Annotated in this window: 9 protein-coding genes; 5 read left to right on the top strand and 4 right to left on the bottom strand. The window is 70.9% G+C overall.

What is annotated here, in order from left to right; all coding sequences use genetic code 11:
• Window position 1 precedes the first annotated feature (1 nt).
• From JIX55_RS07935 to JIX55_RS07925, 3 genes are all read right to left on the bottom strand, one after another.
• On the bottom strand, window positions 2–472 hold the full coding sequence (locus JIX55_RS07935; RefSeq protein WP_257562566.1) for a DUF5709 domain-containing protein: 471 nt from the start codon (window positions 470–472) through the stop codon (window positions 2–4).
• A 492-nt stretch (window positions 473–964) separates the two neighbouring features.
• A complete protein-coding gene (locus tag JIX55_RS07930; protein WP_257562565.1) occupies window positions 965–2,746 on the bottom strand; it encodes an ABC transporter ATP-binding protein in 1,782 nt (593 codons plus the stop codon).
• A complete protein-coding gene (locus JIX55_RS07925) occupies window positions 2,743–4,683 on the bottom strand; it encodes an ABC transporter transmembrane domain-containing protein (protein WP_257562563.1) in 1,941 nt (646 codons plus the stop codon). The genes JIX55_RS07930 and JIX55_RS07925 overlap by 4 nt, the downstream gene beginning before the upstream one ends.
• Window positions 4,684–4,908: 225 nt before the next feature.
• Here JIX55_RS07925 and JIX55_RS07920 point away from each other — a divergent pair, with 225 nt between their 5' ends.
• The 3 genes from JIX55_RS07920 to JIX55_RS07910 all read left to right on the top strand — a co-directional run bounded on the left by JIX55_RS07920 (window position 4,909) and on the right by JIX55_RS07910 (window position 9,078).
• On the top strand, window positions 4,909–5,733 hold the full coding sequence (locus JIX55_RS07920; RefSeq protein WP_443046392.1) for a hypothetical protein: 825 nt from the start codon (window positions 4,909–4,911) through the stop codon (window positions 5,731–5,733).
• Window positions 5,734–5,811: 78 nt separating this feature from the next.
• Complete coding sequence (locus JIX55_RS07915; RefSeq protein ID WP_257562562.1) at window positions 5,812–7,479, top strand: peptide-N4-asparagine amidase; 1,668 nt, start codon at window positions 5,812–5,814, stop codon at window positions 7,477–7,479.
• 144 nt (window positions 7,480–7,623) lie between these two features.
• Window positions 7,624–9,078, top strand: a complete 1,455-nt coding sequence (locus tag JIX55_RS07910; RefSeq protein ID WP_257562561.1) for a cation:dicarboxylate symporter family transporter — start codon at window positions 7,624–7,626, stop codon at window positions 9,076–9,078.
• A 107-nt stretch (window positions 9,079–9,185) separates the two neighbouring features.
• Here the strand turns inward: JIX55_RS07910 and JIX55_RS07905 are convergent, their stop codons facing one another.
• Window positions 9,186–9,641, bottom strand: a complete 456-nt coding sequence (locus tag JIX55_RS07905) for a MarR family winged helix-turn-helix transcriptional regulator (protein ID WP_257562560.1) — start codon at window positions 9,639–9,641, stop codon at window positions 9,186–9,188.
• 95 nt (window positions 9,642–9,736) lie between these two features.
• Between JIX55_RS07905 and JIX55_RS07900 the strand changes: the two genes are divergently transcribed.
• Together JIX55_RS07900 and mltG are read left to right on the top strand one after the other, a co-directional pair.
• A complete protein-coding gene (locus JIX55_RS07900; protein WP_257562559.1) occupies window positions 9,737–11,605 on the top strand; it encodes an ABC transporter ATP-binding protein in 1,869 nt (622 codons plus the stop codon).
• Between the two features lie 43 nt (window positions 11,606–11,648).
• Window positions 11,649–12,518, top strand: a complete 870-nt coding sequence (mltG, locus tag JIX55_RS07895) for an endolytic transglycosylase MltG (RefSeq protein WP_257562558.1) — start codon at window positions 11,649–11,651, stop codon at window positions 12,516–12,518.
• Window positions 12,519–12,602 lie beyond the last annotated feature (84 nt).

The following is a 12,602-nucleotide window of genomic DNA, read 5'->3' as shown; positions in this document are numbered from 1 at the left end:
GTCAGCCGGACGGCGACTCCTCGTCCACGATGTGCATCGCCGCCTCCTCGGCGGAGGCGGCCGCTCCGTCGATGCCGACGTCGGTGGCGATCAGCCCGCTCTCCTCGTCCTCGTGCGCCCCCTCGTCGGGGGCGACGAGACGGCCCGAGCGGAGGTCTCCCACCTCGTTGTCCAGGGGCTCACCATCGGTGTCCGGGGAGTCGCCGATGCCGTCCCCGTCGGGGTAGGGGATGTCCGGGAGCTCCTCGGCGAGCCGTTGGTCCAGGGTCTCGCCGCGCAGGCGCTCCGCGGCGGTCACACCGGTGTGCTCCACCGCCCACGGCCGCTCCGGTGGCGACCAGCCCCGGTCGAGGGGGTCGGCGACACCGTCGGTGACCAGGGTGTCCTCAGCGTCCAGCAGCCCCGCGTCGTCCTGGACCTCGGATCCGTCTGGCTGGTAGACGTCGTCTCCCCATCCGCCGGCTCTGTCCACGGGTACCTCCAGTGGTGGGACTGGCCCGGTGCCACCGCTCGGCGACGGTGGGCGCACGGACCGCTGGGCGGCGGCCCGAACCCCGCGAACCGGGCGGCTCACGGGCGTCCCCCGAATCAGTGCCCACCACCAGCCTTCCACTCGCGTTCGGCACCGCGCAACGGCAGGGGGCCGGCAACCGCAGGACCCGGCCGACACGGGCCGTTCGGGCCGGGGCCCCACCCGGCCCGGCGGCAGGGCGGCGCCGGGGCGGCCCCACCAGAACGCATGGTTCGGGCTCAGGCTGGTGCCGCTGCGGCGAGGGCCGCCGCACCCACACCCGCCCCCGCGGCTGCGGCGGCTCGGCACCGGCCGGCCGGGCACGGGGCGACGCCGGCTTCGCGGTGGTCTGCCTGGCAGACGGCGGTAGCCCCGTGCCGAGCAGCCGTGCAGGCGACGGCGGCCGCCCCCTACCGGTCAGGGGCGCCGGGTTCGGTGACGGTCCCGTGTCGGTCAGCCGTGCCACGACCTCCACAGCGCGGCGTAGGCGCCGTCCGCCTCGACGAGTTGGTCGTGGCTGCCCAGTTCGCTGATGCGGCCGTTCTCGACGACGGCGATGATGTCCGCGTCGTGGGCGGTGTGCAGCCGGTGGGCGATGGCGACGACGGTGCGGCCGTCGAGGACGCGGGCGAGGGAACGCTCCAGATGGCGGGCCGCGCGCGGGTCGAGGAGCGAGGTCGCCTCGTCCAGGACCAGCGTGTGCGGGTCGGCGAGGACCAGCCGGGCCAGCGCGATCTGCTGGGCCTGCGCCGGGGTGAGCGCGAAGCCCCCGGAGCCGACCTCGGTGTCCAGACCCTCGTCCAGCGCCCGCGCCCAGACGTCGGCGTCGACCGCGCCCAGCGCCGCCCACAGCTCGGCGTCCTGCGCGCCCGTACGGGCGAGGAGCAGGTTGTCGCGCAGGGAGCCGACGAACACGTGGTGCTCCTGGTTGACCAGCGCCACATGGGAGCGGACGTCCTCGGCGGGCATCCGGGACAGCTCGGCGCCACCCAGGGTGATGCGGCCGTCGCGGGGCGCGTAGATTCCGGCGAGGAGCCTGCCCAGGGTCGACTTGCCCGCGCCGGACGGGCCGACGAGGGCGAGACGGGTGCCGGGCGCGACCTCCAGGGACACCTTGCGCAGGACGTCGACGCCGTCGCGGTATCCGAAGCGCACCTGGTCGGCGTGGACATGGCGCCCCTCGGGGGCGACGGCCGGGTCGCCCGCGTCCGGCTCGATGTCCCGCACACCGACCAGGCGGGCCAGCGACACCTCGGCGACCTGCAGCTCGTCGTACCAGCGCAGGATCAGGTTGATCGGGTCGACGAGCATCTGGGCGATGAGTGCGCCCGTGGTCAGCTGGCCGAGCCCGAGCCAGCCCTGCAGGACGAACACCCCGCCGATGATCAGGACCGAGCCGAGGACCGTGGTGTGCGTGAGGTTGATGACCGGGAAGAGCACCGACCGCAGCCAGAGTGTGTACCGCTCCCACGCGGTCCACTCCTGGACGCGCTGGTTCGACAGGTCGATGCGGCGCGCGCCGAGGCGGTGGGACTCGACGGTGCGGCCCGCGTCCACGGTCTCCGCGAGCACGGCGGCGACGGCGGCGTACCCGGCGGACTCCGAGCGGTAGGCGGAGGGCGCGCGCTTGAAGTACCAGCGGCAGCCGACCACCAGCAGCGGCAGGGCCAGCAGCACGGCGAGGGCCAGCGGGGGCGCGGTCACGGCGAGTCCGCCGAGGAGCAGCGCCACCCACACGACACCGATCGCCAGCTGGGGCACGGCCTCGCGCATGGCGTTCGCGAGCCGGTCGATGTCGGTGGTGATGCGGGAGAGCAGGTCACCCGTTCCGGCGCGTTCCAGAACGCCCGGCGGCAGACCGACCGACCGTACGAGGAAGTCCTCGCGGAGGTCGGCCAGCATCCGCTCGCCGAGCATGGCGCCACGCAGTCGCACTTCGCGTACGAAGACGGCCTGGATGACGAGGGCGACGACGAACACCGCCACCGTGAGTTCCAGATGGAGTTCGCGGGCCTCGTCCGAGACCCGCTCGACGAGCGCGCCCAGCAGGTAGGGACCCGCCATCGAGGCCACGACGGCGACGGTGTTGACGGTGATGAGCAGGACGAAGGCCCGGCGGTGCCGGCGGAACAGTTCGGCCACGTAGGCGCGTACGGTCGCGGGGGCGCCGACGGGCAGTGTGTTCGCCGTCGTCGGGGCGGCCGGGTCGTAGGCCGGTGGCGCCACGCCGATCATGCGGTCTCCTCGATCTCTTCCAGTTCGTCCAGCACGTCGTTGAGCGCGGTCTTGCGCTCGTGCGGCCCACCGGTGAAGGCGGCCTTCTTCTCGGTCCCGCCGACCGAGGCCGCCGTCCCGCCGGTCCCGCCGACCGAAGCGGCCTTCCTGTCGGGTGGGACGGCCGTGGTGGCTTTCGCCTCCGGCCCGACGGCCAAAACGGCCTCCTCTTCGGTCTCGCGCGTGACGACGGCCCGGTACCGGGGTTCCTTGTGGATCAGGTCGCGGTGCACGCCGACCGCCGCGACCTCGCCCTCGTGCACCAGAACGACGCGTTCGGCGAGGTCCAGCAGGAGGGGCGAGGAGGTGAAGACGACCGTCGTGCTGCCCGACCGCAGCGACCGGATGCCGTCGGCGACCCGGGCCTCGGTGTGCGAGTCGACGGCGGACGTCGGCTCGTCCAGGACCAGCACGCCCGGGTCCGTGATCAGGGACCGGGCCAGCGCGAGCCGCTGGCGCTGGCCGCCGGACAGCGACCGGCCGCGCTCGGTGATCCGCGTGTCCATCGGGTCCTCGGCCTCCAGCGAACCCTGGACCAGTGCCTCCAGCACGTCACCGCACTGTGCGGCGGTCAGCGCCTCCTCGGCGGTGACCTCGCCCGTGGCGGGCACGTCGAGGAGTTCGCGCAGCGTGCCGGAGAGCAGTACCGGGTCCTTGTCCTGGACGAGGACGGCCGTGCGGGCGGAGTCGAGCGGCAGTTCGTCGAGCGGTACGCCGCCGAGGAGCACGGAGGTGCCCTCCTCGGCGGGGTGGCCGCCCAGCCGTTCCGCCAGCCGTCCGGCCGCGTCCGGGTCGCCGCACACCACCGCGGTGAGACACCCGGCGGGCGCGAGCAGCCCGGTCGCCGGGTCGTACAGGTCCCCGGTGGGCACGGCGGCCTCGCGGGACCCCTCGGTGTCCGTGGCCCGCTCCAGCGACAGCACCCGGGCAGCCCGCTTGGCGGACGGACGGGAGAAGGAGTAGGCCATGGCGATCTCTTCGAAGTGGCGCAAAGGGTAGGTGAGGAGCATCACGGCGCTGTACACGGTGACCAGTTCACCGACCGTGATCCGGCCCTCTCGGGCGAGACCCACGCCGTGCCAGACGACCGCGATCATCAGCAGCCCGGGCAGCAGCACCTGGATGCCGGAGATCAGGGCCCACATACGGGCGCTGCGGACGGCGGCGTGCCGGACCTCCTGGGAGGCCCGGCGGTAGCGGTCCAGGAAGAGGTCCTCGCCTCCGATGCCGCGCAGGACGCGCAGGCCCGCGACGGTGTCCGAGGCCAGCTCGGTGGCGCGGCCCGCCTTCTCGCGCTGGAAGTCGGCGCGGCGGGTCGCGCGGGGCAGCAGTGGCAGGACGGCGAGGGCGAGGACCGGGACGCCCACGGCGACGACGATGCCGAGCGCGGGCTGGTAGACGACCAGGCCGACACAGACCAGCACCACTGTGAGGGCCGCCGCGGTGAACCGGGAGACGGCCTCGACGAACCAGCCGATCTTCTCGACGTCGCCCGTGGAGACCGCGACGACCTCACCGGCCGCCACCCGTCGCGTCAGCGCCGAGCCGAGCTGGGCCGTCTTGCGGGCCAGCAACTGTTGGAGGCGCGCGGCCGCGGTGATCCAGTTGGTGACCGCCGACCGGTGGAGGAAGGTGTCGCCCAGCGCGATGGTGAAGCCGCAGAGCACCAGTAGCCCGCCCGCGAGGGCCAGCCGGGCGCCCGAGCGGTCGACCACGGCCTGGACGGCGAAGCCGACGCAGAACGGCAGCCCGGCCACGGAGGTGAAGTGCAGCAGCCCCCACGCCAGCGCCTTGAACTGCCCGCCGAGCTGATTCCGGCCGAGCCACCACAGGAATCTTGGACCTGAGCGCGCGTCCGGCACACCCGGGTCTTTGTACGGAAGGTCTTGAATCTGCATGACGTCCCAGTGGCTTGTGTCAGAGCGGGGGAGAAGTCGGGGGAAGTGGGGAGAAAAGGGGCGGCGAGGCCCTGTGGCCGACCGTGAAAGGTTCGCGTCGCAGCGTGGTCGGAAGCAAACGGTTTTCCGTCGCCGGGCAAAGATTCGGCCTGGACCGCCCGTGCGAGGCCCGGCGGACGGGGCGGCGGCCGCATCCGTCCGGCGCTCGGTGCGACGATGGACGGCATGCGAATAGGCGGTACGAGGCACGGACGAACCGGCGGGCCGAGCGACGCGGACTGCGCGGGCGGGGCGGGTGTCGTGAGGGACGCGGCCCGCGTCCGGCTCGCGGCGGTGGTCTGCGGCGCCCTGGTGATGTCCCTGGCGGCGTGCGGCGGTTCGGGCGACGCGAACAACGGCGCCAAGGCCGACGCGAACGCCACGAAGTCCGGGGGCGGGGCCGACCGCGCCGATGCGCAGACCGACGACCTGACCCGTATACCGGACGTCGGCGACCGTCTCCAGAAGCAGATCCCCGCCGAATCCCGCCAAGTTGTAGCGGTCTACGGCGAGGGCGAGGACGATGCCGACGCCACGGTCGTCCTGTACACCAAGAGCGGTTCCACCTGGAAGAAGACCCGGAGTTGGGAGGGGCACAACGGCAAGAAGGGCTGGACCACCGACCACCGGGAGGGCGACAAGCGCAGCCCCGTCGGTGTGTTCACGCTCAGCGACGCGGGAGGGGTCCTCGCCGACCCGGGTGCCAAGCTTCCGTACAGCCGGTCGGCGTCGTTCCAGGCGCCGCACTACTGGGCCAAGTCGCACTGGCACGACTTCGACTACGTCATCGCCATCGACTACAACCGCGTCAAGGGCACGTCGCCGATCGACCCGACGCGGCCCCAGGGGCAGTCCAAGGGTGGCGGCATCTGGCTGCACATGGACCACGGCAGTGGCACCTCGGCCTGCGTCAGCCTGTCCAAGTCGGGCATGGAGTATCTGCTCCGCAACCTCGACCCGGCTCAGCACCCGGTGATCGTCATGGGGGACAAGGCGGAGCTGAAGGGCTGAGACACCAGGCACTCCCGAGCACTCTTGTGGCCGGAGACCGCATTGCGGCGGGCGCCGACTCCCCGTAGAACTCCGGCCATGAGAAGCCGGATCATCATGTCCATGCTCACCGGAGCGACCCTCCTGGCGAGCACCCTCCTCGGAGCCACCCCCGCCCAGTCCGCTGCCACCCCCGCCCGGTCCGCCGAGAGCGCTCCCTCCGACCGAGCCACCCAACCCGCCGACGTCCCCGCCGAGTTCGGCACCGACTGGCACGACCCCATCACGGCCGCTCCGCCCGTCACCAGACCCGAGAACACCAAGTCGTGCGAAGTGACGGTGGCCGAGGCGCAGTTCAAGGACTTCACGCCGTACAAGGGCAACTACGCGCCCCCGGACGCCTGCGGCAAGGAGTGGAGCAAGGTCGTACTGCGTCTCGACGGCAAGGTGAAGGGCCGCCAGTTCGACCGCCTCGGCTATCTGCACATCGGCGGTGTCGAGGTGTTCCGGACATCCACCCCGCAGCCCTCGCCCGACGGCATCGAGTGGTCCGTGGAGAAGGACGTCACGCGCTACAGCGACACCCTGCGCACCGCACAGCCCGTCGAGATGCTCATCGGCAACGTCGTCGACGACACCTACACCGGCATCCTCGACGTCAAGGTCACGCTCACCTTCTACGCGGGCAGGCCCGACGCGCAGACCGCGAAGACCACCCCCGACCGCGTCCTCACCCTCCAGGGCGGCAGCACGCTCACCACCCCGCGCAACAGCGAACGCGTCATCGCCGAGGTGTACGCGACCGGGTCGGGCGGCGGCTGCGAGGAGTACTGGTATCTGACGGTGCCCGAGGAGGCGCCGTACTCCTGCAAGGCGGACCACGGGCCGTACCGCGAGGTGCAGATCGAGGTGGACGGCCAACTGGCCGGAATCGCCGCGCCGTTCCCGACCGTGTGGACCGGCGGCTGGTCCAACCCCTTCCTCTGGTACGTCGTCCCCGGGCCCCGCGCCTTCGACATCCAGCCCCTGCGCTACGACCTCACCCCCTTCGCGGGTCTGCTCAATGACGGCCGCCCGCACCGGATCGAGGTCTCCGTGGTCGGTGTGCCCGAGGGGCAGACCGGCTGGAGCGCCCCGGTCAACGTCCTGGTCTGGCAGGACGCGAAGAGCGAGCACGTCACCGGCGCCCTGACGAAGGTCCGGGCGGGCGACCTCGCCAACTCGTCCACGTACACGCCCGGCGCGGAGCACCGGCTCGACACCGAGGGCGGCCATCGGCTGACCGTCGCCGGCTACCTGGACACCTCACACGGCCGGGTGACGACCACCGTCCGCCGGAGCCTGGACAACACCTCCACGCACACCTGGTCGGACGGCGAGAACCCCGACGCGCTCGACGCGCGGTGGAGCGACGACGAGACGGTCACCGTCGACGGACGCGGACCGGCCCGGACGACGCGCACCCAGCGGTCGTACACGATGGACGGAACGACCACGCTCGGCGCGGGCGACCGGCTGCGGACCGTGCTCACACTCGGCGACCGGGCGGCGGTCACCGAGACGCTCGGCGAGCGGCGCACGGCGTGGTCCCGGCTCGACGACACCTATACGGGTGACGCCACGTATACGGCGTTCGTACCGCGTGACCAGCGGCATGCGGTCGGGACGACGAGTGAGCGCTACCGAGCGTACGGTTCGGGCGGCTGCTACGACCGTTCGCTGGTCTCCGTACAGGGAGTGGTGACCCGGGACCGAATGGGCTGTTGACGTCGTATGCGCGCGATGTGACGTATGTTCGATGATTTACATCACCGAAACGCGGCGGTCTTCCCTGCGAGCGACAACTCCCCGATAGTGATCGGCGCGGAAGCGCTTTTCCGCATGACAGAAAGTTCCTTCGGAGGAGTGCCCGTGCCGCAGTCCATACCGTCCCTGCCGCGACGCGTCGCACGCATGCTGCGTACCTCACTGTTCGCACAAGTCGGTGTCGCGCTTGTGCTCGGAATCGTCGTCGGAAGGTTGTGGCCGGACACGGCCACGACCTTCCAGCCGCTCGGCGACGGTTTCATCCGTCTCATCAAGACGGTCATCTCGCCCCTGGTGTTCTGCGTGGTCGTCGTCGGCATCGCCAAGGCCGGCAACCTGAAGGCCTTCGGGCGGATCGGCCTCAAGGCGCTGATCTGGTTCGAGATCGCCTCCACGGCCGCGCTGCTCCTCGGCCTGATCGCCGCGAACGTCTTCGGCCCCGGCTCGGGCATGAACGTCGACCCGTCGAAGCTCGACACATCGGCGGTCGACGCGAAGACCGCCGGCGGTGAGTTGCCGACGACCGGCGAGTTCATCCTGAACGCGCTGCCGCAGAGCGCGATCGGCGCGTTCGCCGAGAACGCGCTGCTGCAGGTGCTCGTGCTCGCCTGCCTCACCGGCGCGGCGCTGCTGCACCTCGGCCACACCAAGGTGCCCAAGATCCTGCCCGCCATCGAGCAGGCCCAGGAAGTCATCTTCGCGATCGTCGGCTTCGTCATGAAGCTGGCCCCGCTCGCCGTGTTCGGCGCGATGGTCCACCTGGTGGGCGAGTACGGCCTCGGCGTGATGAAGACCTACGCCAAGCTGATCATCCTCTGCTACGCCGTCGCCGCCGTGTTCCTCGTGCTGCTGAGCGTCGCGCTGAAGCTGATGACCGGGCTGAGCCTGTGGAAGTTCGTCCGTTACACCCGGGCGGAGATGCTGCTCGCGCTGGGCACCGCCTCCAGTGAGAGCGTCATGCCGCGCATGATGCAGAAGCTCCGTCAGGCGGGCGCCCGTGACGACGCCGTGGGTCTGGTGCTGCCCACCGGGTACTCCTTCAACCTCGACGGCGCGTCCATCTACCTCTCCATCGGCACGCTGTTCATCGCGCAGGCCGTGGGTGTGGACCTCAGCCTCAGCCAGCAGATCACCGTCATCCTGGTCCTGATGCTGACCAGCAAGGGCATGGCCGGCATCCCCGGTTCGGCCTTCCTCGCCCTGTCGGCGACCGCCTCCTCGCTCGGCGCCATTCCCGCCGGCGCAGTCGCCCTCCTGCTCGGTGTCGACCGCATCATGGACTCGATGCGCGTCGTGACCAACCTGCTCGGCAACTGCGTCGCCGTCTTCGCGGTGTCGAAGTGGGAGGGGGCGCTGGACACGGACCGGGCGAAGAAGATGCTGGACGGGGAGATCCAGTTCGTGGAGGAAGAGGACGAGCCCGGCGAGGGCGGATCCAAGGCTCCGGAAGGCGCGGCCGGCGAGGCCGACTCCTCCGACGCTCCCGTGAGCACCACCAAGGCCGCCGTCCCCGCGCAGCCCAGGGCCGAGGCCAAGGAGCCCGCTCCCGAGGTCAGCTGACAGATTCTCCCCGATCTCGAGGCCGGTCGATCCGGCACTCCTCTGACGAGAAGGGGCCCGGCGCAGCATCCCGCGCCGGGCCCCTTCCGCATGCCCAAGGAATCGATTCAGCAGCGCCGCTCCGCCCCCGGCGCCCCGTCGACCAGCGTGTCGAGCAACCCGCCCAGCACTCCCCGTTGGCCGTCCGACAGCGGCGCCAGGATCTCCTCCGCCGCCGACCGCCGGGCATGCTGCAGCTCCCGCAGGACCTTGCGGCCCTCGTCCGTGACCTCTATCCGGATCACCCGCCGGTTGGTGGGATCGGGCGCCCGGCGCACCCGGCCGCTCTCCTCCAGCGCGTCGACCAGGGAGGTCACGGCCCGTGGCACGACCTCCAGCCGCTCCGCCAGATCGGCCATGCGTGGCGGCGTGTCGTAGTGCGCGAGGGTGCGCAGCAGTCGTGACTGCGCCGGGGTGATCTCCAGTCCGCTCTGCTGGAGGTGGCGCTTCTGGATGCGGTGCAGACGGCGGGTGAGCCGCAGCAACTGCTCGGCGAGCAGACCGTCGGCGTCGGGAGTGGTCATGCGGGAACAATATCAGGACCACGTTCATTGTGAGCATAGGTAACAATGAGCTATGCTCCGTCAGTCCCGATTCACCTCACCTCCCGTAGGAGCCCATGCACCCCGACAACGAACCCACTTGGGCACCGCCCGACGACCCGCAGGAACAGCCCGGGCAGGTGCGCCGCATCCTGAAGCTCTTCCGGCCCTACCGCGGCCGGCTCGCGATCGTCGGCCTGCTCGTCGGCGCCGCGTCGCTCGCCTCGGTCGCCACGCCCTTCCTCCTCAAGGAGATCCTCGACACCGCGATCCCCGAGGGCCGCACCGGCCTGCTGAGCCTGCTGGCGCTCGGGATGATCCTGAGTGCGGTGCTCACCAGCATCTTCGGTGTCCTGCAGACGCTGATCTCCACGACCGTCGGCCAGCGCGTCATGCACGATCTGCGCACCGCCGTCTACGGCCGGCTGCAGCGCATGTCGCTCGCCTTCTTCACCCGGACCCGCACCGGCGAGGTCCAGTCCCGTATCGCCAACGACATCGGCGGTATGCAGGCGACCGTCACCTCCACGGCGACCTCCCTGGTCTCCAACTCCACCAGCGTGATCGCCACCATCGTCGCCATGGTCGCCCTGGACTGGCGGCTCACCGTGGTCACCCTGCTTCTGCTGCCGCTGTTCGTGTGGATAAGCCGCCGGGTCGGCGACGAACGCAAGAAGATCACCACCAGGCGCCAGAAGCAGATGGCCGCCATGGCCGCGACGGTCACCGAGTCGCTCTCCGTCAGCGGCATCCTCCTCGGCCGCACGATGGGCCGCGCCGACTCGCTCACCAAGTCCTTCGCAGCGGAGTCCGAGGGGCTCGTCGACCTGGAGGTCAGGGCGAACATGGCCGGGCGCTGGCGCATGGCCATCATCACCGTCGTCATGGCCGCCATGCCCGCCGTCATCTACTGGACCGCCGGCGTCGCGCTCCAACTCGGCGGCCCGTCCGTCTCGGTCGGCACGCTCGTCGCCTTCGTCTCGCTCCAGCAGAACCTGTTCCGGCCGACCGTGAGCCTGCTGTCCACCGGCGTCCAGATCCAGGCCTCGCTCGCCCTCTTCCAGCGCATCTTCGAGTACCTCGACCTTCCCATCGACATCACCGAGCCCGAGCGTCCGGTCCACCTCGACCAGGTCAAGGGCGAAGTCCGCTTCGAGAACGTCGAGTTCCGCTACGACGGCGACGACCACGGCCATCACGGCGACGACGGCAAAGCGCGCCCGATCCTCGACGGCATCGACCTCACCGTCCCGGCCGGTGGCAGCCTCGCCGTCGTCGGCCCGACCGGCGCAGGCAAGTCCACGCTCGGCTGTCTGGTGCCGAGGCTGTACGACGTCACGGGCGGCCGGGTCACACTCGACGGGGTCGACGTACGCGACCTGGACTTCGACACGCTGGCCCGCGGTATCGGCGTCGTCTCCCAGGAGACATACCTCTTCCACGCCTCGGTCGCCGACAACCTGCGCTTCGCCAAGCCGGACGCCACCGACGAGGAGCTGTACGCGGCGGCGCGGGCGGCCCAGATCCACGACCACATCGCGGCCCTGCCCGACGGCTACGACACGGTCGTCGGCGAACGCGGCCATCGGTTCTCCGGCGGTGAGAAACAGCGCCTAGCCATCGCCCGCACCATCCTGCGCGACCCGCCGGTCCTCATTCTCGACGAGGCGACCAGTGCCCTGGACACCCGTACCGAGCACGCAGTGCAGGAGGCCATCGACGCGCTCTCGGCCAACCGCACCACCGTCACCATCGCCCACCGGCTCTCCACCGTCCGCGGCGCCGACCAGATCGTGGTCCTGGACGCCGGCCGCGCGGTCGAACGCGGCACGCACGAGGAACTGCTGGAACGGGGCGGGCGGTACGCGGCACTCGTACGGCGGGACGCACGGGTGAAGCCGGCCCGAGAGATGGCCCCGGCACCGAAACTGGAGCCGACAAGATGAAAATATGCCGGATTTGAGGTGATATGCGGGTTACCGTGCCCGCATGCAGATGAACACTCCGCCACGGAGCACGATTCGACTGACGCGCCGGGGCCGGGCCGCCCTCATCGCGACCGGAGCCGTCGTGGCGGCCACCGCCGTGGCGGTGCCGCTGCTGAGCGTGGGACTGGGTGACGGCGAGGCCGAGCGCCCCACGTCCCTGGTGATCCCGGAGGGCTGGCGCTCCGGCCAGGTCTACGAAGCCGTCGACAAGGCCCTCGCCCTGCCCGCAGGATCCACCAAGAAATCCCTGGCCAAGGCCAAGCTGACCCTCCCGGCCGACGCCGAGGGCAACCCCGAGGGCTATCTCTTCCCGGCGACGTACCCCTTGGAGGAGAAGTCGACCCCGGAGTCCCTGCTGACGTTCATGGTCGAGACCGCGCACAAGAAGTTCAACGGCGGTCAGGTCACGGCCGGGGCCCAGCGCAACGCGATGAACGTCTATCAGGCGGTCACCATCGCGAGCATCATCCAGGCCGAGGCGGCCATCGAGGCGGACATGGGCAAGGTCGCCCGGGTCGTCTTCAACCGTCTGGAGCGTGGCATGCCCTTGCAGATGGACTCCACCATCAACTACGCGCTGAACCGCTCCACGCTGGACACCAGCATCGGCGACACGAAGATCGACAGCCCCTACAACTCGTACCAGCGCATGGGCCTGCCGCCCACGCCGATCGCCAACCCGGGCGAGGAGGCGATGCGTGCCGCGATCAATCCGACGCCGGGCGACTGGCTGTACTTCGTCACGGTCAAGCCGGGCGACACCCGCTTCACGGCGAACTACGAGGAGCACCTGCGCAACGTCGCCGAGTTCAACCAGAACCGGAAGAAGTCGTCGGCGAGCACCGAGCCTTCCCCGCAGGCGGCCGGCTGAGGACGGGGATCGCTTCCGCGTACGGGGCGGGATGGGGGGCCGCCGTACGGGGGCGCACGGGGCGGTCCGGGAGGCCGCCGTACC

The sequence above is a fragment of the Streptomyces sp. DSM 40750 genome (assembly GCF_024612035.1).
GTDB lineage: Bacteria > Actinomycetota > Actinomycetes > Streptomycetales > Streptomycetaceae > Streptomyces.
The sequence above is the reverse complement of the archived record's forward strand: the minus strand, read 5'-3'. Positions and strand labels throughout refer to the sequence as shown.